This is a genomic window from Ralstonia chuxiongensis, assembly GCF_024158925.1.
In the GTDB taxonomy this organism is placed as follows: domain Bacteria; phylum Pseudomonadota; class Gammaproteobacteria; order Burkholderiales; family Burkholderiaceae; genus Ralstonia; species Ralstonia chuxiongensis.
This window is the reverse complement of sequence record NZ_JAMYWC010000005.1, coordinates 198,513-221,821: the sequence shown is the minus strand read 5'-3', so window position 1 is coordinate 221,821 and position 23,309 is coordinate 198,513. Positions and strand designations below refer to the sequence as shown.

Annotated in this window: 19 protein-coding genes; 13 read left to right on the top strand and 6 right to left on the bottom strand. The window is 63.2% G+C overall.

Annotated elements, in window-relative coordinates:
• Nucleotides 1-5: 5 nt before the first annotated feature.
• Together NKG59_RS18100 and NKG59_RS18095 are read left to right on the top strand one after the other, a co-directional pair.
• Nucleotides 6-209: a DUF465 domain-containing protein gene (locus NKG59_RS18100; protein WP_024975554.1), complete on the top strand. Its 204-nt coding sequence runs from the start codon at nucleotides 6-8 to the stop codon at nucleotides 207-209.
• Between the two features lie 84 nt (nucleotides 210-293).
• Nucleotides 294-2,435, top strand: a complete 2,142-nt coding sequence (locus NKG59_RS18095) for a DNA repair helicase YoaA (RefSeq protein ID WP_253539639.1) — start codon at nucleotides 294-296, stop codon at nucleotides 2,433-2,435.
• Between the two features lie 66 nt (nucleotides 2,436-2,501).
• Here the strand turns inward: NKG59_RS18095 and NKG59_RS18090 are convergent, their stop codons facing one another.
• Complete coding sequence (locus NKG59_RS18090; protein ID WP_045202957.1) at nucleotides 2,502-3,359, bottom strand: outer membrane protein assembly factor BamD; 858 nt, start codon at nucleotides 3,357-3,359, stop codon at nucleotides 2,502-2,504.
• 15 nt (nucleotides 3,360-3,374) lie between these two features.
• Here NKG59_RS18090 and NKG59_RS18085 point away from each other — a divergent pair, with 15 nt between their 5' ends.
• Nucleotides 3,375-4,487: an RluA family pseudouridine synthase gene (locus tag NKG59_RS18085; protein ID WP_253539638.1), complete on the top strand. Its 1,113-nt coding sequence runs from the start codon at nucleotides 3,375-3,377 to the stop codon at nucleotides 4,485-4,487.
• On the top strand, nucleotides 4,471-5,280 hold the full coding sequence (gene pgeF, locus NKG59_RS18080; protein WP_253539636.1) for a peptidoglycan editing factor PgeF: 810 nt from the start codon (nucleotides 4,471-4,473) through the stop codon (nucleotides 5,278-5,280). Before NKG59_RS18085 ends, pgeF begins: the two co-directional genes overlap by 17 nt.
• 4 nt (nucleotides 5,281-5,284) lie before the next feature.
• Here the strand turns inward: pgeF and NKG59_RS18075 are convergent, their stop codons facing one another.
• On the bottom strand, nucleotides 5,285-5,521 hold the full coding sequence (locus tag NKG59_RS18075; protein WP_253539633.1) for a hypothetical protein: 237 nt from the start codon (nucleotides 5,519-5,521) through the stop codon (nucleotides 5,285-5,287).
• Between the two features lie 270 nt (nucleotides 5,522-5,791).
• On the opposite strand from NKG59_RS18075, the gene phaC reads away from it, so the two are divergent.
• The 9 genes from phaC (at nucleotide 5,792) to NKG59_RS18030 (ending at nucleotide 16,528) form a co-directional block, all read left to right on the top strand.
• Nucleotides 5,792-7,585 carry a class I poly(R)-hydroxyalkanoic acid synthase gene (phaC, locus tag NKG59_RS18070; protein ID WP_253539632.1) on the top strand — a complete coding sequence of 598 codons (1,794 nt, stop codon included), beginning with the start codon at nucleotides 5,792-5,794 and terminating at the stop codon, nucleotides 7,583-7,585.
• Between the two features lie 89 nt (nucleotides 7,586-7,674).
• On the top strand, nucleotides 7,675-8,856 hold the full coding sequence (locus NKG59_RS18065) for an acetyl-CoA C-acetyltransferase (RefSeq protein WP_253539629.1): 1,182 nt from the start codon (nucleotides 7,675-7,677) through the stop codon (nucleotides 8,854-8,856).
• Nucleotides 8,857-8,978: 122 nt separating this feature from the next.
• Entirely contained in the window at nucleotides 8,979-9,719 is a 741-nt protein-coding gene (locus NKG59_RS18060; protein WP_024975562.1) for a 3-ketoacyl-ACP reductase, read from the top strand.
• Nucleotides 9,720-10,123: 404 nt separating this feature from the next.
• Nucleotides 10,124-10,678, top strand: a complete 555-nt coding sequence (phaR, locus tag NKG59_RS18055) for a polyhydroxyalkanoate synthesis repressor PhaR (protein WP_024975563.1) — start codon at nucleotides 10,124-10,126, stop codon at nucleotides 10,676-10,678.
• A 198-nt stretch (nucleotides 10,679-10,876) separates the two neighbouring features.
• Nucleotides 10,877-11,857 (top strand): tRNA dihydrouridine synthase, encoded by a 981-nt coding sequence (locus tag NKG59_RS18050; RefSeq protein ID WP_253539627.1) that lies wholly within the window; start codon nucleotides 10,877-10,879, stop codon nucleotides 11,855-11,857.
• Between the two features lie 66 nt (nucleotides 11,858-11,923).
• Complete coding sequence (gene rimO, locus NKG59_RS18045; RefSeq protein WP_253539625.1) at nucleotides 11,924-13,285, top strand: 30S ribosomal protein S12 methylthiotransferase RimO; 1,362 nt, start codon at nucleotides 11,924-11,926, stop codon at nucleotides 13,283-13,285.
• 87 nt (nucleotides 13,286-13,372) lie between these two features.
• On the top strand, nucleotides 13,373-14,557 hold the full coding sequence (gene bktB, locus NKG59_RS18040) for a beta-ketothiolase BktB (RefSeq protein ID WP_045202949.1): 1,185 nt from the start codon (nucleotides 13,373-13,375) through the stop codon (nucleotides 14,555-14,557).
• Nucleotides 14,532-15,275, top strand: a complete 744-nt coding sequence (locus NKG59_RS18035; protein ID WP_253540103.1) for a hypothetical protein — start codon at nucleotides 14,532-14,534, stop codon at nucleotides 15,273-15,275. The genes bktB and NKG59_RS18035 overlap by 26 nt, the downstream gene beginning before the upstream one ends.
• A 41-nt stretch (nucleotides 15,276-15,316) precedes the next feature.
• Nucleotides 15,317-16,528: a cystathionine beta-lyase gene (locus NKG59_RS18030; protein ID WP_253539623.1), complete on the top strand. Its 1,212-nt coding sequence runs from the start codon at nucleotides 15,317-15,319 to the stop codon at nucleotides 16,526-16,528.
• A 74-nt stretch (nucleotides 16,529-16,602) separates the two neighbouring features.
• Here NKG59_RS18030 and NKG59_RS18025 read toward each other — a convergent pair whose 3' ends face one another.
• The 4 genes from NKG59_RS18025 to mfd form a co-directional block, all read right to left on the bottom strand.
• Nucleotides 16,603-17,664 carry a PDDEXK nuclease domain-containing protein gene (locus NKG59_RS18025; RefSeq protein WP_253539621.1) on the bottom strand — a complete coding sequence of 354 codons (1,062 nt, stop codon included), beginning with the start codon at nucleotides 17,662-17,664 and terminating at the stop codon, nucleotides 16,603-16,605.
• Nucleotides 17,665-17,670: 6 nt separating this feature from the next.
• Nucleotides 17,671-18,528 (bottom strand): phosphoserine phosphatase SerB, encoded by an 858-nt coding sequence (serB, locus tag NKG59_RS18020; RefSeq protein WP_253539620.1) that lies wholly within the window; start codon nucleotides 18,526-18,528, stop codon nucleotides 17,671-17,673.
• Between the two features lie 112 nt (nucleotides 18,529-18,640).
• The gene (gene argE / locus NKG59_RS18015; protein WP_253539618.1) at nucleotides 18,641-19,834 is read right to left on the bottom strand and encodes an acetylornithine deacetylase; all 1,194 of its coding nucleotides are present in this window, start codon (nucleotides 19,832-19,834) and stop codon (nucleotides 18,641-18,643) included.
• 37 nt (nucleotides 19,835-19,871) lie between these two features.
• On the bottom strand, nucleotides 19,872-23,303 hold the full coding sequence (mfd, locus tag NKG59_RS18010; RefSeq protein WP_253539616.1) for a transcription-repair coupling factor: 3,432 nt from the start codon (nucleotides 23,301-23,303) through the stop codon (nucleotides 19,872-19,874).
• Nucleotides 23,304-23,309 lie beyond the last annotated feature (6 nt).

Here is a 23,309-nt window from a genome sequence, read left to right as displayed (position 1 = left end):
GAGCGATGGACAGCGATCTGAACACGATCTCGCGTCGCATCATTGAATTGCAGATCGAGCACCGCGATCTCGATTTCCTGATCGACCGGCTGGCAGGTACGGCCGGTCACGACGAGTTGCAGCTGCGCCGCCTCAAGAAGCGCCGCCTGAAACTCAAGGACACCATCACCCTGCTACAGTTGCAGCTTGAGCCGGACGTGCCGGCTTAGCGCCTGCCCAAAGTTGGTTCGATTTTCATCCCGAGAGGCCGCAATCACGTGCGGCCTCCGTCATTTGACTCCACGGATTCCGCGTTGACTTCGCTTTCCCCGCTGGCCGAGCCGTCGGCTGATTCCGACGCCGATACCAGCGACGCTTCGGTTCCCGCTGCCTCTCCACCTGCCGATGCCCATCATGTCGAGCTGGCGACGCTCTTTGCCGATGACGGCACGCTGGCCAAGGGTATCGATGGCTACCGGCCCCGCAGTGCGCAGCTGACGATGGCGCAGGCCGTTGCCAACGCCATCGAAGCCGCAGATTCGATCATCGTCGAGGCTGGCACGGGCACCGGTAAAACCTACGCTTACCTGGTCCCGGCGATGCTCTGGGGTGGCAAGGTGATCCTGTCCACCGGGACGAAAAACCTGCAGGACCAGCTTTTCCTGCGCGACATCCCGACCGTGCGCAAGGCGCTGAATGCGCCGGTGTCGGTGGCGCTGCTCAAGGGGCGCGCCAACTACGTCTGCCATTACCACGTCGAGCGCACGTCGCAGAACGGGCGCCTTTCTTCGCGCCAGGACGCCGCGTGGCTGCGCCAGATCAACCTCTTCCTGAAGACAACGAAAACTGGCGACAAGGCCGAACTTGCCAGCGTGCCCGAGAACGCGCCGGTGTGGAACCTTGTCACGTCCACGCGCGACAACTGCCTGGGTTCAGACTGCGCCTATTACAAAGACTGCTTTGTCATGCGCGCCCGCAAGGAGGCGCAGCAGGCCGACGTGGTGGTGGTCAACCACCACCTGTTCTTCGCAGACGTGATGTTGAAGGACACCGGCATGGCCGAACTGCTGCCCGCTGCAAACACGATCGTCTTCGACGAAGCCCACCAGCTGCCCGAAACCGCCACGTTGTTCTTTGGCGAGACCATCTCCACGAACCAGATTCTCGAGCTTGCGCGCGACAGCGTGGCCGAAGGCCTTTCGCACGCACGTGATGCGGTGGATTGGGTTGCGATTGCCGCGCCGCTGGAGCGAGCCGCGCGCGACCTGCGTCTTGTTTTCCGCCAGGACGGATCACGCCTGTCGATCAAGCAGATCGATAATGATGCGGCGCTCGCCAAGCCGTTCTACGAGGTGCTGCCGAAGCTGGAGCAGGCACTTTCCGACTTTACCGGCGCGCTGGAAGCCCAGGCCGAACGCGCAGAGACCATCGAGCAGTGCCATCGCCGCGCCGTGGCGCTGTGTGAAAAGCTTGAGGCGTGGGTCGATCCCAAACCCCCGAAGGCGCCAAAGAAGGAAAGTGACGACGAGGGCGGGGAGGGCAAGAGCGCGGCCCCTGTCGACGAACGTGTGCGCTGGGTCGAGGTGTTCGCCAATTCCGTGCAATTGCATCTGACGCCGTTATCGATCGCGCCAATTTTTTCGCGCCAACGTGCCGGCCAGCCGCGCGCGTGGGTCTTCACCTCGGCCACGCTTTCGGTGCGCGGCAACTTCACGCACTACGCCGCACAGTTGGGCTTGGATCGTGATCGCTCGATGACGCTCGACAGCCCGTTCGATTACGCATCACAAGGCTTGCTGTATGTGCCGCGCGATCTGCCGCAGCCGAGCGAACCGCGCTTTACCGATGCGGTGCTCGACGCCACTTTGCCGCTGATTGAAGCGGCGGGCGGCAAGACGTTTCTGCTATGCACGACGCTGCGCGCCGTGAACCGCGCCGCCGAACGCTTGACGGACGAATTCGCGCAACGCGGGTGGGATTTCCCGCTGCTTGTGCAGGGCCAGGCCAGCCGTACGGAACTGTTGGACCGTTTCCGCGCGCTCGGCAACGCCGTGCTGATCGGCAGTCAAAGCTTCTGGGAGGGCGTGGACGTACGCGGCGAGGCGCTCTCTCTAGTCGTCATCGATAAATTGCCGTTCGCCCCGCCCGATGATCCGGTGCTGAGCGCCCGGATGGAGGCCCTGGAGAAAAAGGGGCTGAGTCCGTTTGCCGTGCACCAATTGCCGCACGCGGTGATCACGCTTAAGCAAGGTGCCGGCCGACTGATTCGCTCGGAGACCGATCGCGGCGTGCTGATGATCTGCGACCCTCGCTTGGTCGAGAAAAACTACGGTCGCCAGATCTGGCAGAGCCTGCCGCCGTTCAAGCGTACGCGCGAGGCCGAGACCGCCGCCGAGTTCCTGCGTTCCCTGCGGCTGGATCCGGATGTTCCGCAGTCGACCGAAACGGATGACTGACCCGCACGCACAAACAAAAAGCCCGGCCAATCGACCGGGCTTTTTGCTGCGCTCTTCAAGCCTTGCTTACCACCACTGGTACCAGGGCTTGTCTTTCTTGCGCTGACCGTAAGCGAGGAAGTCGCTCTTCGGGTAGTTCTGCTTGATGATGCGCTCGGTATCGTCGCGCATGTCTTTCATGCCCAGCGCTTCGTACGACTTCATCATGATGTACAGCGCTTCTTCCACAGCCGGGGCGCGGTCGTAATCCTTGATTGCGTCTTGTGCGCGGTTGACGGCGGCCAGGTAAGCGCCACGGCGATAGTAGTAGCGCGCGGCGCCCACTTCATGCTCGGCCATCGCGTTCACGATGTACTGCATGCGCTGCGTGGCGTCCGGCGTGTATTTGCTGTTCGGGAAACGCGTGATCAGCGTCTTGAACGCGTCGTAGGCGGCGCGTGCGGCCTTCGGGTCGCGCTCGCTCAAGTCCTGGTTCGAGAAGCGGCCGAGCCAGCCCAGGTTGTCGTTGAAGTTGATCAGGCCCTTGAGGTAGTAGGCGTAATCCACGCTGGGGTGATTCGGGTGCAGCTGGATGAAGCGATCAACCGAGGCCAGCGCGGCAGCCGTCTCGCCATCCTTGTAGTTGGCGTAGGCGGTTTCGATCTGGGCTTGCTGGGCGTATGGCCCGAACGGATAGCGGCTTTCGAGCTTTTCGTAGTACTTGACCGCCTTGGCGTAGTCACCGCCGTCGAGCGAATCCTTCGCTTCCGAATATAATTTGTTAGCTGACCAGCCAGCAGTTTCGTCTTGCTGTTCCGGCAGGATGCCGCAGGCCGAGATAGTCAGACATGCAACGCCTGCCACCAACACTGCTCCGATTTGTGCGCGGATTCGACTGCCGATTCGACTGCCAATACGCGCCTGCTTTACGCTCGTGACCGACATGGGCACCTTTTCTGAATGAAAAATCGCATCAAGCATTATAGCCCAAGCCCTGTGTCAGACGACGCACTGGCTGACGTTTCCCTCGCTGCGCCGGAGACGGAAGACGCGCTCGATGATGAAGCGCTCGATTTGCCTGCCGCCGCTGCGGCACCGGCTGCCGAACCGATCATCGTCGAGATTCCCGAAGCCATGCACGGCGAGCGTCTGGACAAAGCGCTTGCCAAGCTGCTGCCCGACTATTCGCGCAGCCGCCTGCAGCAATGGATCGACGCAGGTGCGGTGCGCCTGCGGGGTGAAGTCGTGCGCCCGCGTGCGGCCATCTCAGGCGGTGACCGCATTGAAGTCGTCCCGCAGCGCGCGGCCGACGAAAGTGCCTTCGTTGCCGAGCCCATCGATCTGGATGTGGTGTACGAAGACGACACGCTGCTCGTCATCAATAAGCCCGCCGGGCTGGTGGTGCATCCGGCTGCGGGCAACTGGAGCGGCACGGTGCTCAACGGCCTGCTGCACCGGTATCCCGACGCAGCGGAGCTGCCGCGCGCAGGCATCGTCCACCGCCTCGACAAGGACACCTCCGGCCTGATGGTGGTTGCCCGTACGCTTCCAGCACAGACGGACCTCGTGCGCCAGTTGCAGGCACGTACCGTCAAGCGGACGTATCTCGCGCTGGTGTGGGGCGAGACGCCGGAAGAAGCCACGATCGACGCCCCGATCGGCCGTGACCCGCGTGACCGCACGCGCATGGCCATCATCGAGACGGCCAGCGGCAAGCCGGCGCGCACGCATTTCAAGACGCTAGACGTGGTAGACCTCGGGCGCGCACAGGTATCGCTGGTGCGCTGCCAGCTCGAGACCGGTCGCACACACCAGATCCGTGTGCACTTTGAATCGGAGGGGCATCCGCTGCTTGGCGATCCGGTCTATACGCGCAATTTCCGCCGTGGCAAGCCGCAGACGATCAAGGCGCCGCTACCGGTGCCATTTACGCGGCAGGCGCTGCACGCAGTGCGCCTGGGGCTCGTGCATCCTGCGTCGGGCAAATCGGTGCATTGGGAAGTCGGCGTGCCCGATGATTTCGCCGATCTGCTGGAAGCCCTCGACCTGGATCCCGATGCCGATATCAACTGACTGGATCGTCCCCGACTGGCCCGCGCATCCGCATGTCAAAGCGCTGGCCACGACCCGCGTGGGTGGTGTCAGCACAGGGCCTTACGGATTGGCCGGTGGCTTGCCCGGTGGCCTGAACCTTGGCCTGCACGTCGGCGATGCACCGGAAGCCGTTGAACAGAACCGCCGCATCTTGCGTGCAGCGCTACCCGTCGAGCCGACGTGGATGGAGCAGGTGCACGGCACCGGCGTGGCGGATCTTGATCAACTCGTCGGTACGTCAACGCCTGTGATTGCCGACGCGGCGGTGGCGTCGTGGCGGGATCGCGTCTGCGTGGTCATGACGGCAGATTGCCTGCCTGTCTTGCTGAGCGACGCTCGAGGCGTAACCGTGGGTGCGGCGCATGCGGGCTGGCGCGGTCTATGCGGTGGCGTGATCGAGCGCACGCTGGATGCGATGACGCAACGATTGCGCGCCAGTGGCCAGGAAGCCGATCCAACGTGGTTGGCATGGCTGGGGCCGGCCATTGGGCCATCGTGCTTTGAAGTGGGTGCGGAAGTGCGCCAGGCCTTTATCGACGCCGCTCAGCCCGGTGAATTACCTGCCACCCAGGCGGCTTTCGTGGAAGGCGCATCCGCGGGCAAGTTCTTCGCTGATCTGTATGCGCTCGCCCGGCTGCGGCTGGAACGCGCCGGCTGTACTGACGTGTACGGCGGAGGCCTGTGCACGATGACGGACGCCGAGCGCTTCTATTCGTACCGTCGGGAGCGCACCACGGGCCGCATGGCGACGCTGATCTGGCGGGCAGAGTGAGCGTTCAGGCGGCGCCGTCGCCTGCATCGCTGCTCAGTGTGGGGGCGGTGTCCGCCTTGTCTTGCGCGGCTTCCTTGGCTTTGCGGCGGCGTCTGCGTGCCGGCGTGCCGACAATCCAGAGGAAGAGCGATAGCGGCGCCACGCCGTAGAAGACAAATGTGCCGATGCCGGCAATCCAAGATTGCTCAGTCAAGGACATCATCAACACGACGTAGAGCCAGGCGATGGCGACGATATACATGGGAAAAAGCGGTGCCCGGCGTTGGCGCAATGCAGCAGTCTCGCACGAAATTGCGCAAATTGGACCATAGCCCCGGTTCTGTGCTTAACCATTTGGTCGGAGCCGTTTTCGGCGAATGTGCAAAAACCCGCGCTGGCTCTACGTTTCCGGCCGATCATTAACTAACTCCGATTGACAGCCTTGAAACGGCAAGGCAACAATGCCCCGCAATACTACGAGTTGCGCCGCCGTTCCAACCGGAGCGGCGCATATCGTCGGATCGAGGGCACTATGGCATCGCGTCAATCGACATCATCCAAAGCATCTAGCGCCCACACTCAAGCTCCCTGGCAGGGCTTGTCGGACCCTACGCAGTGGGCAGAGCAGTTCAAGCAATGGCAAGCCTTTGCGGGCGCCTTCGCACAACCCGGTGCCGCGGCGCCGGGTCTTGGCCAGTTCAACGGCGCAGCGATGGGCGAAGGCGCGGTTCCCTTCGCGCTGATCCCGCACGAGCGGCTGGCCGAAATTCAGCAGAAATATCTTGAAGAGTGGCTCCAGATCTGGCGCCATATGAGCACCGGCGAAAGCGCCGAGGCCGTGGCGCCGTCTGATCGCCGTTTCTCGAACGATGCCTGGCGCAAGAGTCCGCTCTACGGCTACGCCGCTGCGTTCTACGTGCTCAACGCCCGCACGCTGATGGAAATGGCAGACGCCGTGCAAGCAGACGCCAAGACCCGCGAGCGCGTGCGTTTTGCCGTGTCGCAATGGACGGCCGCCATGTCGCCGTCCAACTTCCTTGCGACCAACCCAGAGGCCCAGAAGCATCTGATTGAATCGCGTGGCGAATCCCTGCGTACCGGCATCCTGAACATGCTGCAGGACATGGAGCGGGGCAAGATCTCGCAGACCGACGAAACGGCGTTCGAGATCGGCCGCAATGTCGCCAACAGCGAAGGCGCCGTCGTCTTCGAGAACGATTATTTCCAGCTCATTCAGTACAAGCCGCTGACGGCCAAGGTGCATGCGCGTCCGCTGCTGCTGGTGCCGCCGTGCATCAACAAGTTCTACATCCTGGATCTGCAGCCGGCCAATTCGCTTGTGCGCTATGCGGTGGAGCAGGGCAACACCGTGTTCCTGGTGTCGTGGCGCAATCCGGACGCGAGCATGGCGCCCCGCACATGGGACGACTACATCGAAGGCGGCGCGATCGAGGCCATTCGCGTAGCGCGCGAAATCTCTGCGCAGGACCAGATCAATGTGCTGGGCTTCTGTGTGGGTGGAACGATCCTGTCGACTGCACTCGCGGTGCTGGCTGCGCGCGGCGAGCATCCGGCGGCAAGCCTGACGCTGCTGACCACGCTGCTCGACTTTACGGACACCGGCATTCTCGACGTGTTCGTCGATCAAGCTCAGGTGGAAATGCGGGAGAAGACCATCGGCAGCAATGCGCCGACCGGCCCGGGCCTGCTGCGTGGTGTCGAGCTGGCAAACACGTTCTCGTTCCTGCGACCGAATGATCTGGTCTGGAACTACGTTGTTGAGAATTATCTGAAGGGCAAGACGCCCGCGCCGTTCGACCTGCTGTACTGGAATGGCGACTCCACCAACCTGCCAGGCCCGTGGTACTGCTGGTACCTGCGCCACACGTATCTGCAGAACGACCTCAAAACGCCGGGCAAGCTGAAGGTGAACGGCACGCCGGTGGATCTCAGCAAGATCGACGTGCCGGTCTACATCTACGGCTCGCGTGAAGACCACATCGTCCCATGGAAGTCCGCTTATGGCTCCGTGCCGCTGCTCAAGGGCAAGCGGCGTTTCGTGCTGGGTGCCTCGGGACATATCGCAGGCGTGATCAACCCACCCGCGGCCAACAAGCGTTCGCACTGGATCAATGCCAAGCTGCCCGATACCGCCGATGCGTGGCTCGAGGGTGCCAAGGAGCATCCGGGCAGCTGGTGGCCGGATTGGTCTACCTGGCTGGCGTCGCACGCCGGCGCGCAGAAGGCAGCACCCAAGAGCTACGGCAATGCGGACTACCCGGCCATCGAGCCGGCGCCTGGCCGCTACGTCAAACAGAAAGCGTAAGATCGCGCGCATGAACCCCCGTTGCCGTCGCGGCTTCGGCCGCTGACGGTGTCCAACGACCCTCTCTTTCGACAGTGGAAGGTAAGCAAATGACCGATGTTGTGATCGTATCGGCGGTACGCACCGCCGTGGGCAAGTTTGGTGGCTCGCTGGCGAAGATCGCTGCGCCTGAGCTTGGCGCGGCCGTTATCCGCGAAGCACTCGCGCGTGCCAAGGTGGCACCGGACCAAGTGAGCGAAGTCATCATGGGGCAGGTGCTGACTGCCGGCTCGGGCCAGAACCCGGCGCGCCAGTCCGTCATCAAGGCTGGGCTGCCGAACATGGTGCCCGGTCTGACCATCAACAAGGTGTGCGGATCGGGCCTGAAGGCCGTGATGTTGGCGGCCAACGCCATCATGGCGGGCGATGCCGAGATCGTCGTGGCCGGTGGCCAGGAAAACATGTCCGCCGCGCCGCACGTCTTGCCGGGCTCGCGCGATGGTTTCCGCATGGGCGATGCCAAGCTGATCGATTCGATGATTGTGGATGGGCTGTGGGACGTCTACAACCAATACCACATGGGCATCACGGCCGAGAACGTTGCCAAGGAGTACGGCATCACGCGTGAAGCGCAGGACGAGTTTGCCGTGGCTTCGCAGAACAAGGCTGAAGCTGCGCAGAAGTCGGGCCGTTTCAATGACGAAATCGTTCCGATCCTGATCCCGCAGCGCAAGGGCGATCCGATTGCCTTCACGCAGGATGAGTTCGTTCGCCATGGCGCCACGCTCGAATCGATGGCTGGCCTGAAACCAGCCTTCGACAAGGCCGGCACGGTGACGGCGGCCAACGCATCGGGCCTGAACGACGGCGCCGCCGCTGTCGTGGTGATGTCGGCCGCCAAGGCAAAGGAACTGGGCCTGACGCCGCTGGCTACGATCCGCGCTTACGCGAGCGCAGGCCTGGACCCGAAGGTCATGGGCATGGGCCCGGTACCGGCATCGAAGCGCTGCCTGTCGCGCGCCGGCTGGTCGGTTGGCGACCTAGACCTGATGGAGATCAACGAGGCGTTTGCCGCTCAGGCGCTGGCCGTGCATCAGCAGATGGGCTGGGATACGTCCAAGGTCAACGTCAATGGCGGTGCGATTGCGATCGGCCACCCGATCGGCGCGTCGGGCTGCCGCATCCTGGTCACGCTGCTGCACGAAATGCAGAAGCGCGATGCGAAGAAGGGCCTCGCCTCGCTGTGTATCGGCGGCGGCATGGGCGTGGCGCTGGCGGTCGAGCGTCCGTAAGTTTTTTGCAGTGGGATTGGCGTGGGGTGGAACGAATACCGCACACGCCAATCCGAGACACCTGAGCATCCCCTGCCTGGCAAGAGTCCGGGCAGTTCTAACAACAAGGAATAGGAGTGGACATGACCAAACGCATTGCATACGTCACCGGTGGCATGGGCGGTATCGGAACGGCGATTTGCCAGCGCTTGGCGCGCGACGGCTTCACCGTTGTCGCAGGCTGCGGCCCGAACTCGCCGCGCAAGGCGAAATGGCTCGAACAACAAAAGGCGCTGGGTTTCGATTTCGTGCCGTCCGAGGGCAACGTCGGCGATTGGGAGTCCACCAAGGCCGCGTTCGACAAGGTCAAGGCCGAAGTGGGCGAGGTGGATGTCCTGATCAACAACGCCGGCATCACGCGCGACGTGGTGTTCCGCAAGATGACCCGCGCCGACTGGGATGCAGTGATCGACACCAACCTGACTTCGCTGTTCAACGTGACCAAGCAGGTCATCGATGGCATGGCCGATCGCGGCTGGGGCCGTATCGTCAACATCTCGTCGGTGAACGGCCAGAAGGGGCAGTTTGGTCAGACCAACTACTCGACGGCCAAGGCTGGCTTGCATGGCTTCACGATGGCGCTGGCGCAGGAAGTTGCCACCAAGGGCGTGACGGTCAACACGGTGTCGCCCGGCTACATCGCCACCGACATGGTGAAAGCGATTCGTCAGGATGTGCTCGACAAGATTATTGGCACGATCCCGGTCAAGCGCCTGGGCGAGCCGACCGAGATTGCCTCGATCTGCGCATGGCTGGCATCTGAAGAGTCCGGCTTCTCCACCGGCGCGGACTTCTCCCTCAACGGCGGCCTGCACATGGGCTGACGCTCCCACGCCCATGCTGCGGCGATGCTGCAGCATGGGTGCAGCATTTTTCCCCTTGCTTTGCCCTGCATGCTGCGATGCTCGATTGCATCGCAGCAGGCTTTTGCATCCTTTCCGGACAACTGTCCGAGTGCGTGAGCCGCATCAAAATGCTGCGGGTTTTTACCGGGGGAGGTCGCCTTTTCTTTGCAGGGCGATCCGCATAGAATCCAATCACGGAGGCGCTCCGCAGGGAGACACGGGGCGTCCGCTCATAACCGGATGCATCTGCGCTGCTATTGAATGCAGCATTCGCGCGCAGATCGGAACAGCCGGCAACCGCGTATTTTGCTGCATCGCTCGGTGCAGTCATTTCGCACTGCATCGGCTGCACCGCAGCAGCATCGCCAACACGGAAAGGCACGATGGCCACCAGCAAGAAGGGCACCGAACGGCTGATCAAGAAATATCCCAACCGCCGGCTCTACGATACCCAAACCAGCACGTACATCACGCTGGCAGACGTTAAGCAGCTCGTGATGGAAACCGAAGAGTTTCGCGTTGTTGATGCGAAATCCGGTGAAGACCTGACCCGCAGCATCCTGCTGCAGATCATCCTGGAAGAGGAAACCGGCGGTGTGCCGATGTTCTCCGGCGCGATGCTCGCTCAGATCATCCGTTTCTATGGCAACGCCATGCAGGGCATGATGGGCACGTACCTGGAAAAGAACATCCAGGCGTTTGTCGACATCCAGAGCAAGCTGGCCGAAAACTCGAAGGATCTGTACAGCGGCAACTCCTTCAACCCGGACATGTGGTCGCAATTCATGAACATGCAGGGGCCGATGATGCAAGGCATGATGAGCAACTACATCGAGCAGAGCAAAAACCTGTTCGTGCAGATGCAGGAGCAGATGCAGAGCCAAGCCAAGAACATGTTCGGGACATTCCCGTTCAACCAGCCGCCCGAAAAGAAGTAAGTTCGGCGGGCTGGTAAAACAAGGCGAATCGCATGGCGGTTCGCCTTTTTTGTTGGGTGCGCGCGGGTGAGGGCGGCAAGGTAAAATGCTCGGCTTTCGGGTGAGGTGTACGCATCTCCGACCATCACGATTCCCGCTTCGGTCTCCCATGTTTGATGTTCGCCCCCGGCCCGTGCGCCGGCCGTCTTCCGTTTTCGCATGAGCCGTCTTTTGCTTGCCCCCATGGAAGGGGTCGCGGATTACGTCATGCGCGACGTGCTGACTCAAGCTGGCGGCTACGACGGATGCGTCTCGGAGTTCGTCCGGGTGACGGGCTCGTTGCTGCCCGCGCGCACGTACGAACGTGAGACTCCTGAGATCGGCAACGGCGGCTATACCGCCAGCGGCACGCCGATGACCATCCAGCTCCTCGGCAGCGATCCGGAATGGCTGGCCCGCAATGCGGCATACGCGGCGACTCTCACGCCGCATGGCATCGACCTCAACTTCGGTTGCCCGGCCAAGGTCGTGAACCGGCACGGCGGCGGCGCCATGCTGCTCGCCACGCCGGAAGTGCTGTACGACATCGTGCACGCCGTGCGAGCCGCCGTGCCGGCCAACATTTCGGTGACGGCGAAGATGCGGCTCGGCGTTTCCGATACTTCCCGGGCGATTGATTGTGCGACGGCCCTGGCGGAAGGCGGTGCCGAATCGCTCGTCGTGCATGCCCGCACGCGCGACCACGGCTACCGTCCTCCCGCCCATTGGGACTGGATTGCACGCATCGCCGACGCCGTGAGCATCCCCGTGACCGCCAATGGCGAAGTCTGGACCGTGGCCGATTGGGAGCGCTGCCGGGCCGTCAGCGGCTGCAATGACGTGATGATCGGGCGTGGCGCCGTGTCTGACCCGTTCCTGGCCCGGCGCATTCGCGGGCAGATGGACCAAGCGCCGTCTGCGGCGGAATGGCCGGTTGTGCTGGGCTATCTCGCCGATTATCTGAAAAAGCTGCATGCGCGTATCTCGGCCAAGCATGAGCATGGCCGCGTCAAACTCTGGCTGAGCTATCTGAAGCGGACGTGGCCGCAGGCCGCGGAACTGCACGATGCGATCCGCCGGCTGCAGGACGCGCTGGAAATCGAGCGCGTGATTGAACAGATGCAGCTTCGGCTTGGCCGCCCAGGCGCGGCGAACGGTTAAAATACGCAACCGCGCTGCACACCCTGTGTGCACCGCGCAAATCCTCTCCCACATCAGGTTGTTCCCATGTCCGACGTCAGTACCCAGAGCCCCAAGGTGGGGTTCGTCAGTCTCGGTTGTCCCAAGGCCTTGGTCGATTCCGAGCAGATCATCACCCAACTGCGTGCGGAGGGGTATGAGATTTCCGGCACGTATGGCGGGGCGGACCTGGTGGTCGTCAACACCTGCGGCTTCATCGACGAGGCTGTGCAGGAAAGCCTGGATGCGATTGGCGAGGCGCTGGCCGAGAACGGCAAGGTGATCGTGACTGGCTGCCTGGGTGCCAAGAAGGACGCCGCGGGACAGGACATCATCACCAACGTACACCCGAAGGTGCTGGCCGTGACCGGCCCTCATGCGCTGGGCGAAGTGATGGAAGCGGTGCACACGCACCTGCCCAAGCCCCACGACCCGTTCATCGATCTGGTTCCGCCGCAGGGCATCAAGCTCACGCCCAAGCACTACGCGTATCTGAAGATTTCCGAGGGCTGCAACCACCGTTGCAGCTTCTGCATCATCCCGTCGATGCGCGGCGATCTCGTTTCGCGCCCGGTGGCCGAAGTGATGCTGGAGGCGGAAAACCTGCTGAAGGCCGGCGTAAAGGAGCTGCTCGTCATCTCGCAGGACACCAGCGCTTATGGCGTCGATGTCAAATTCCGCATGGGCTTCTGGAATGGCCGCCCGCTGAAGACGCGCATGACCGAATTGGTGGGTGCGCTTGGCGAGTTGGCATCGCAGTACGGCGCCTGGGTGCGTCTGCATTACGTCTACCCGTACCCGAGCGTCGATGAGGTGATGCCGTTGATGGCAGAGGGCAAGGTCCTTCCGTATCTGGACGTGCCTCTGCAGCACGCCCACCCAGACGTGCTCAAGCGCATGAAGCGCCCGGCCAACGCCGAGAAAACGCTGGATCGCATCCGCGCCTGGCGCGAGATCTGCCCGGAGTTGACCATCCGTAGCACGTTCATCGCTGGCTTCCCGGGTGAAACGGAAGAAGAGTTCCAAACGCTGCTCGACTTCATTGCCGAGGCCGAGCTGGACCGCGTGGGTTGCTTCGCGTATTCGCCGGTCGAAGGCGCCACTGCCAACGACCTGCCGGGCGCGCTGCCCGACGAGGTGCGCGAGGAGCGCCGCGCGCGCTTCATGGAAGTGGCCGAGCGCGTGTCTGCGCGCCGCCTCCAGCGCAAAGTTGGCAAGTCGCTGCGCGTGCTCGTGGATGAGGTTAATCAGGACGGCGGCATCGGCCGTTCGTCGGCGGATGCGCCGGAGATTGATGGCCTGGTCTATATCGCGCCGCCGTCGAAGCCATACAAGCGCTACAAGGCGGGCGATTTCGTGTCGGTCAAGATTACCGGCGCCGATGGTCACGACCTGTGGGGCGAGGTCTGATGCCCTTAGGTAGTCGTACCTAAAATTTGCGAACGGTCGTGCGTTTATACTGACCGCCATCCAATTTCGATGGCACAGGAGACAGCAATGGCACGTGAAGTGGTGGTGGTCAGCGGCGTTCGTACCGCAATCGGGACGTTTGGCGGCAGCCTGAAGGATGTGGCGCCGTGCGAACTGGGCGCGCTTGTCGTGCGCGAGGCGCTGGCCCGCGCAAGTGTGAAGGGCGAAGACGTTGGCCATGTGGTGTTTGGCCACGTGATCAACACCGAGCCGCGCGACATGTATCTCTCGCGCGTGGCGGCTGTGAACGGCGGTGTGTCGGCCGAAACGCCTGCGTTCAACGTCAACCGCCTGTGCGGTTCGGGCCTGCAGGCCGTGGTGAGCGCCGCGCAAACCGTTCTGCTTGGCGACGCCGACGTTGCCATTGCCGGCGGTGCAGAAAGCATGAGTCGTGCGCCGTACCTTGCACCCGCCGCCCGCTGGGGTTCGCGCATGGGCGATGCCAAGATGGTCGACATGATGCTGGGCGCGCTGCATGACCCGTTCCACGCTATGCACATGGGAGTGACGGCGGAGAACGTCGCCCGCGAATTCGGTATCAGCCGCGAGCAGCAAGACCAGACCGCGCTGGAATCCCACCAGCGTGCATCGCGCGCCATCCAGGCCGGCTACTTCAAAGACCAGATCGTTCCGGTGACGATCAAGTCGCGCAAGGGCGATATCCAGTTCGATACCGATGAGCACGTCCGCCACGACGCGACCATCGACGACATGACCAAGCTGAAGCCGGTCTTCACGAAAGAGAACGGCACGGTCACGGCAGGCAACGCTTCGGGCCTGAATGACGCGGCTGCCGCGCTGGTGCTGATGGAGCGCTCGGAGGCGGAGAAGCGCGGCCTCAAGCCGTTGGCGCGGCTGGTGTCGTACGGCCACGCTGGCGTGGATCCGAAGATCATGGGTATCGGCCCCGTGCCGGCTACGCGCAAGGCGCTGGAGCGCGCAGGCCTGTCGGTCAATGATCTGGATGTGATCGAAGCCAACGAGGCATTTGCCGCCCAAGCCTGCGCGGTGACGAAAGAACTCGGCCTCGACCCAGCCAAGGTCAACCCGAACGGTTCGGGCATCTCGCTCGGCCACCCGATCGGCGCAACGGGTGCGCTTATCACGGTCAAGGCGCTGCACGAACTGCAGCGCATCGGTGGTCGCTACGCGCTGGTGACCATGTGTATTGGTGGAGGACAAGGCATTGCGGCGGTGTTCGAGCGCATCTGAACGCATTTTCTCGATTGAACGTCTGATTCGGCCCGTCGGCGCGCTGCTCGCGCTGATGCTGGCCGCGGGCGTGGCGCCGGTGTCCGCGCAGACGCCGGCCGCCAACAACGGCTACGACGTGTCGACCGGCAGCGCCAACGTGCAGCCGGGTGACCTCGGCCTGAACCGCGCCATTGCCGATGGCGACAAGCGTCGCGCTCAGGCCAGGAAGGGCGATAACGGGGTCGCCGCCCAGACCGCGCCGCCCCGCTTGCTGCAACCGCAGCCCGACTACGCGAAATATCCCGTCTATACCGGCGTGATCGGCGACATGCCGATCCGCATGCGCCTTGGCCGCAAGACCGGTGAAATCGACAGCGTCCACGGCGAATACGTTGCGGGCAACGCGGCCGGCGTGCGCCTGGTGACCGGCGAATATGAAAACGGCGGTTTTCTCATGGAGGAGTCTGATGACGGCACGCACGTCACGGGTACCTGGGAAGGCGCCATCGACGGTCACGGCATTGTGCGCGGCACGTGGACGGACGTGGCCCACGACGGCCACACGTTGCCCTTTGTGCTGCGGCCCGTCGCGGTGGTGGTGATTCCGCCGTACGATGCCACAGCCAACAGCAATGCCGCAGTGCCCGCAACGCCAATGACGCCGCTGGTTCCCGCCGCACCGGGTCAGATTGCGCCACCGTCCAGCAATCCGACGCGATCAAGCGCGTACTGGTAAGCAGCAGGAAATTGCTCATACGCCATCAAACAGGAAACCACGTGAACGACGACACCAAGCTCCCGCCGATGTTTCCCGCGACCCAGGCTGTCCATCCGGACTTGCATATCCCGCCGGGCTTCACGGCGTTCTCGCATGCCACGCATCGTGCGTCGACGGTGGTGTTCAAGGACCTCGCCGACATGCGCGCCTTCGGCAGCGGTAGCGTGGTGCACTGGCGCTACGGCCTGCATGCCACACCGACCTCCGACACACTGTGCCAAGCGCTGGCGCAGATCGAAGGCGGCTCGCACGCGCTGCTTCTCCCATCGGGGCTGGCGGCGATTTCGCTGGTGTACTTCTCGCTGATCAAATCCGGCGACGATGTGCTGATCCCGGACAACGCCTACGGCCCAAACCGTGACCACGGCGAATGGATGGCGCGCCAGTTTGGTATCACCGTGCGCTACTACGACCCGATGATCGGCGCCGGCATTGCCGACCTGATGCGTCACAACACCAAGCTCGTGTGGCTCGAAGCGCCGGGCTCCGTGACGATGGAAGTGCCCGACTGCACGGCCATCGCGGAGGTGGCGCGCAAGGCCGGCGCCGTCACCGCCATCGACAACACCTGGAGCGGCGGCGTGTACTACCAGCCGTTTGAACACGGCATCGACATCTCCGTGCAGGCGTTGACCAAGTACCAGTCGGGTGGCAGCGATGTGCTCATGGGCGCCGCCATCACCAACGACGAAGCGCTGCACCATAAACTGCTGGCCACGCGCATGCGCATGGGCTGGGGCGTGTCTGCGGACGACTGCTACTTCGTGCTGCGCGGCCTGCCGAGCCTGCCGACGCGTCTGGCTGCGCACGACGCGCACGCCCGCGAAGTGGCCGAATGGCTGGCTGACCGCCCCGAAGTCGTGCGCGTGCTTCATCCGGCGCTGCCCGATTGTCCGGGCCACGAAAACTGGAAGCGCGACTTTACCGGCGCGAGCGGATTGTTCTCGATCGTGTTGCACGAACGCTATTCGCAGGCGCAGATCGATGCATTTATCGAAGGCCTGCGCTACTTTGCGATCGGCTTTTCGTGGGGCGGCGCGCACAGCCTGGCGCTGCCGTACAACATCCCGTCGATGCGCACGGCGACCGCCTGGCCACCGGCCGATTGGGAGAACGCGGGCGGTTTCGTGCGGCTGTATATCGGGCTGGAAGATCCGCGTGATTTGATTGCGGATTTGAAGCAGGCGATGGAGACGCACCTGCGGGCTTGACCTTTCAAGCTTCGGAGGACGGCGATGGCGGGGTGTGCGATTCGATCGTGTCACCCCGTTTTTAATGGCCGCGGCTACAGGGTTTCAAGCAGGCGCGCAATGGTTTCGGGTGAAGGCAACTGGTCCTGCAACTCCTTCGGCAAGCTCTTGGTGATGGCGTAAGTCGCGACGCCAATCGGTTTTCTTGCATCGCGCAGTGCGTATTCGACGATGGTGCGCTTCTTTTCCTTGCACAGGATGATGCCGATCGACGGGTTCTCGTCCTCCTGGCGAACCCGTTCGTCGAGGGCTGCGAGGTAGAACTGCATCTTGCCGACGAACTCGGGTTCAAACTTGCCGATCTTCAGTTCGATGGCGACCAGCGAGCGCAAGCGGCGGTGGAAAAGCAACAGGTCGATGAAATACTCGTCGCCATCTACTTCGAGCCGGTATTGGCTTCCCAGGAAGGCAAACATTCCGCCCATCGCTCGCAGGAAATCTTCGATGCGGGTGATTAGCGCGCGCTCCAGCTCCCGTTCGCTATGCTGATCGCCGAGCTCGAGAAAATCAAAGGCGTATTCGTCTTTTACCGCCAGCTTGGCTTGCGCGCGCAGGGTTGGCGTCAGCGCCTTGTCGAAATTGGTCTGGCCGAGGAGTGATTTTTCGTAGCTCTGGTTATCGATCTGATGGGCCAGAACACTCTTTGACCAACCGAATTTACGCGTCATGCGCAGGTAAAACTCACGCTCTTGAGCGTTTTTGCAGCGCTCAAGGATGAGCAGGTTATGGCTCCAACCGATTTCTCGCACCAGCGGTGCGAGTTTTGTTGCGTCGCGGTAGGTCTCGAAGAATCCCTTCATCCGCCACAGGTTGGATGCTGAAAAACCGCCCGTGCCAGGAAAGCTCGCCTGCAGGTCTGCAGCGAGTTGCTGCACGACAGCTTTACCCCAACCGTCGGTTTGCTGCCGCGCCACGATCAGTTGTCCGATGTCCCAATACAGGCCCACCAGCTCTTTGTTGACCGCCCGTAGGGCAGCATATTGCGCAGCCTGAATGCGCGCCCTGACCTCGGTGAGCAGGGCCGCGTAATCCCGCGCATCCACCGTTTCTCGCACCACCGGTGCGAGTTTTCTGCGGGCAGGTTGGCGAGTCGCCATCGCGGCTTACTGCTGCGGGAACAGATTCAACAACCCATCCAGGCCGACAACGTTGAACGCCACGTCGGCCTGTGCCTGCACGATGGGCTTGGCGCGGAACGCCACCGACAGGCCCGCCACGCCCATCATCTTGAGATCGTTCGAGCCGTCGCCCATGGCGATGGCGTTGTGCGGCGATACGCCCAGATCCTGGCAGAACGCCTTGAGCGTCTGCGCCTTCACATCCGCATTGACGATCTCGCCGAGCACGCGGCCGGTGAGCTTGCCGTCGACGATCTCCAGCGTGTTGGCGCGCGTGCGGTCAAGGCCCAGGCGCTCCTGCAGGCGTGAGGTGAAGAATTCGAAGCCGCCGGATACCAGCAGCGTGCGGATGCCCAGCGCTTGCACAGCCTTGAGCATCTTTTCGGCACCCGGGGAGAGCTGCAGGCGCTCGGCATAGACGCGCTCCAGCACGCTCGCATCCAGGCCCTTGAGCAGTTCGACGCGGCGCGTCAGGCTCTCGTTGAAATCCTTGATCTCACCCCGCATCGACGCTTCGGTGATGGCCGCCACCTGCGGCTTGAGCCCGCAGAAATCCGCAATCTCGTCGATGCACTCGATCGTGATGAGCGTGGAATCCATGTCCATCGCCAGCACGCGAAAGTCGCCGAACGTCCATTCGTCGGGAATCCACGCGTAGTCCATCTTCAGGTTGGCGCAGATGGCATCAAGCTGGACGCGCAATTCGCTGGGCAGTTCGTGCACCCATTCGATGGCGGCGACATTGGGCGCGCGCATCTCGTAAGCGGCGCTGCCAAACAGGCTGCGGATGGATTCAATGTCGCCGGTGGACAGCGGCGACAGGCTTTGCAGAATGACGGGCATGGAGTGGCAGGAGCGGGGAGCGGGCAGTTCGGCGCCGGGGAAGCCCGCTATTGTAGCGAACGCCCCTGGCGGATTGCGCCCCACCAAAAGGTGAGGCGTTGCAGTGTAAGCGTTAGGCGGACGCCGTTTCGACCATCAGGCTGCGCGCCACCTTGGCGAGGAAGCGGTCGCACGCGTCGAGCTGAGCGAGTTCGACGTATTCGTTGGCCTTGTGCGCCTGTTCGATGTTGCCCGGGCCGCACAGCACGGCAGGAATGCCGGCGCGCTGGAAGAGACCGGCTTCAGTGCCATAGGCGACCTTGCGTTTGTCGTTGTCTTCAGTCAGCACACGCACAAGCTGCGTAATGGCGGCTTGCTCGGATGCGTCCAGAGAGGGCGCGGCGGCAATCTCGTCGAGTTCGATGCGGGCATCCGGGTGCTCGCGCTGCATGGCGGGCTCGATGGTTTCGCGCACGTAGTGCTCGACGCGCGCGCGGATGGCCGGCGCATCCACGCCCGGCAGGTTGCGGAACTCAAATACCAGCTCGCACAGCGCGGGGATCGTGTTCAGCGCGATACCGCCGTTGATGAGGCCGGTCGATGCCGTGGTGAACGGCACGTCAAATGCATCGTCGAACGGGCCCTTGGCGCGGAATTCATCGGCCAGGTCGCGCACGAAACAGATGATGCGCGCGGCGTATTCGATGGCGTTGACGCCCTGCGGCGTGAGCGATGAATGCGCAGCGCGGCCGTGCACGCGGCAGCGGTAGGCGTTGATGCCCTTGTGCGCGACGATCGGGCGCATGGCGGTGGGCTCGCCGACGATGCAGCCGGCCGGCTTGATGCCGCGGGCGATCAGGTCTTCGATCATGCGCGGAGCGCCCACGCAGCCGACTTCCTCGTCGTACGACAGCGCAAGGTGCACAGGCTCGCGCAACCTTGCCTGCAGCAGCGACGGCACCAGCGCCAGCGACGAAGCGATGAAGCCCTTCATGTCGCATGTGCCGCGTCCGTAGAGCTTGCCGTCGCGCACTTCCGGCGCAAACGGGTTGCTGTCCCATTTCTGGCCATCCACGGGCACCACATCGGTGTGGCCCGACAGCACGATGCCGCCTTGCACGCCACCGTCCGCTGCCGGAATCGTGGCAAACAGGTTGGCCTTGTTGCCATCGTCGTTGTGCGACAGATGCGATTCGAGACCGACGCCGCGCAGGTAGTCGCGCACGGTTTCGATCAATGCCAGGTTGGAGCCGCGGCTGGTGGTGTCGATGCTGACGAGCTTGTTCGTCCAGTCGAGGGTGGAGAACGGTGTGGGGGCGGTGCTCATGGTGGTGTCCTTGTTCTGATCGGCCGATCCTACCGGATCACGTCAATTGCCGCATGGCGTGGCGAATGGTCTGCGCCAGCGCGCCGAATTCGGCCGGAATGTTTTCGATACGCAGACGATCTTGCCCCGCCAGCTTGATCTGCCGGTTCTTCTGCACGAGATCGATGATCTTGAAGGCATCGACAGGCGGGTTCGGTATGAACTGCAGCGTGACGGCGTTCGTGCCCGTGTCGATCTTGCGGATACCCAGCGGCGCGGCCGCAATGCGCAGCCGGTGCGTTTCGATGAGCGACTGCGCCTGCGGCGGCAGCTTGCCGAAACGATCGATCAGCTCTTCCTGAATGTTGTCGATGGTCTCGCCGCTTTCGCAGTTGGCCAGACGCTTGTACAGCGAGAGGCGCTCCTGCACATCGCCGCAGTAGTCCTGGGGCAGTAGGGCGGGCGTGCCAAGGTTGATTTCGGTTGTGGCCGCAAGCGGCGCCATCAAATCGGGTTCCTTGCCGGCCTTGAGCGACTTCACCGCCTGGTTGAGCATGTCGGTGTAGAGCTGGAAGCCGATCTCGGAAATTTCGCCCGATTGCTTGTCGCCCAGCACCTCGCCGGCGCCACGGATTTCCAGATCGTGCATCGCCAGGTAGAAGCCCGCGCCGAGTTCTTCCATCTGCTGAATGGCTTCAAGACGGCGTTGTGCCTGCTTGGTCAGGCCATCCACATCGTGCACCAGCAAATACGCATACGCCTGGTGGTGCGAGCGCCCGACGCGGCCACGCAACTGGTGCAACTGCGCCAGGCCGAACTTGTCTGCGCGATGGATCAGGATCGTGTTGGCGGTCGGCACGTCAATGCCAGTTTCGATGATCGTCGTGCACAGCAGGATGTTGGCGCGCTGGGCCACGAAATCGCGCATCACGCGCTCCAGTTCGCGCTCGTGCATCTGGCCGTGGGCGACCACCACGCGCGCTTCCGGAATCAGCTCTTCCAGTTTGGCGCGCTTGTTCTCGATGGTCTCGACTTCGTTGTGCAGGAAATAGACCTGGCCGCCGCGTTTCAACTCGCGCAGGATGGCTTCGCGCAGCACGCCGTCTTCCTCGCGGCGCAGGAACGTCTTGATGGCCAGCCGCTTCTGCGGCGCAGTGGCGATCACCGAGAAATCGCGCAGGCCTTCCAGCGCCATGCCCAGCGTGCGCGGGATCGGCGTGGCCGTTAGCGTGAGCACGTCTACCTCGGCGCGTAATGTTTTGAGCGCTTCTTTCTGGCGCACGCCAAAGCGGTGTTCCTCGTCGATGATGACGAGCCCCAGCCGGTTGAACTTCACATCCGGCGAGAGCAGCTTGTGCGTGCCGATCACGATATCGATGGTGCCGGCGTTGATGGCTTCGATCGCGCTATCGATCTCTTTCTTGTTCTTGAAACGCGAAATCTCGGCAATGCGCACCGGCCAGTCGGCAAAGCGGTCGACCAGCGTCTGGTAGTGCTGTTCGGCCAGCAGCGTGGTCGGCGCAAGGATGGCAACCTGCTTGCCGCCCATCACCGCAACAAACGCGGCACGCAGCGCGACTTCCGTCTTGCCGAAGCCGACGTCACCGCAGACGAGGCGATCCATCGGCTTGCCCGACGTCATGTCGGCGATCACGGCGGCGATGGCGGCGGCCTGATCGGGCGTTTCGTCAAAGCCGAAGCTCTCGGCAAAGGTGGCGTAATCCTCGGGCGTGAGCGGGAAGGCGAAGCCCTGGCGCAACGCACGTCGCGCGTACAGGTTCAGCAGTTCGGCGGCCGTATCGCGAATCTGCTGCGCCGCCTTGCGCTTGGCCTTTTCCCACTGGCCGGAGCCGAGCGAATGCAGCGGCGCGGTTTCCGGATCGGCGCCCGAGTAGCGCGAGATCACGTGCAACTGATGCACCGGCACATAGAGCTTGCTGCCCTTGTCGTAGTCGAGGTGCAGGAATTCTTCCTCGCCGTTGCCCATGTCGATGGACACCAGCCCCTGATAGCGGCCGATGCCGTGTTCGCTGTGCACCACCGGATCGCCGATCTTCAACTCAGCCAGATCGCGCACCATCGAATCGACGGCGGTGGCCTGTTCCTGCTTGCGGCGACCGGCGCGGCGCACGGTTTGCGCGTACAGCTCGGTCTCGGTGATGAGCGCGATGCGTTCGTCGCCGAGGATGAAACCCTGGTACAGCGGGGCCACGCCCAGCACGAACTTGGCATCGCCGCTCAGCAAGTCGGCGAAGTCTGCTACGCCTTCGGGGTGCAGGCCGCTGGCGGCAAGCATTTGCGCGAGCGTTTCGCGGCGGCCTGCGGATTCCGCGCAGATCATCACGCGGCAATTGCTGCGCATCAGGAACGATTCGAGATTGACCAGCGGGTCTTCTGCGCGGCGGTTGACGGCAACGTTCGGCAACGGCAGCGAAAGCGGTGCATCGCCGGGCTCGGCGCGCAACACCAGGCGAGCGTGCGGCTTGGCAGCGACGAAGAACGCCTCTTCATCCAGATACAGCGCCGACGGCTGCAGCAGCGGCCGTTCGCGATCGTGGCGCATGAAGTTGTAGCGCTGCGTGGTGTCGGCCCAGAAGCGGCGCACCGCGCCTTCGATGTCGCCCACGAAAGCGAGATGCGTGGCGCCCGGCAGGTAGTCGAACAGCGTCGCGGTTTCTTCGAAGAACAGCGGCAGGTAATACTCGATGCCGGCGCTGGGCACGCCGTTGCCGATGTCCTTGTAGATGGGCGAGCGCGTCGGGTCGCCTTCGAACACCTCGCGCCAGCGTCCGCGGAAGGCGGTGCGCGAGGCCTCGTCCATCGGAAATTCGCGGCCCGGCAGCAGGCGGACTTCATTCACCGGGTAGAGGCTGCGCTGCGTGTCGGGGTCGAACGAGCGAATGGTCTCGATTTCATCGCCAAACAGGTCGAGCCGATATGGCAACGGCGAGCCCATCGGGAACAAGTCGATCAGGCCGCCGCGCACGGAATATTCGCCCGGGCGCATCACGGCGCTGACGTGCTCGTAGCCGGCCAGCGTGAATTGCGCTTTCAGCGCGGCCTCGTCCAGCTTTTCGCCCTTCTTGAAGAAGAACGTGTAGGCGGCCAGGAACGATGGCGGCGCCACGCGTTGCAGCGCCGTGGAGGCCGGCACGAGCAGAATGTCGCACGCACCGTTCTGCAGGTCATGCAGCGTCGCCAGCCGCTCGGAGATTAAATCCTGGTGCGGCGAGAAATTGTCGTACGGCAGCGTTTCCCAGTCCGGCAGCAGCTTCACGCGCGCCTGCGGGGCAAACCAGCGCAGCTCTTCCGCCAGACGCTGGGCATCGACGGCATTGGCGCAGACCACCGCCAGCATCGGCACGGCGGCGCGATGCTGCTCCAGGTAGCGCGCAAGCAGCAGAGCGTCTGCCGCGCCCTGCAGGCCGCTGAAGACGAAGCGCGAGCCCGGTTTGACGGCGGGCAGGGCGGAGAGCGAAAAATCGGACATGAGGTG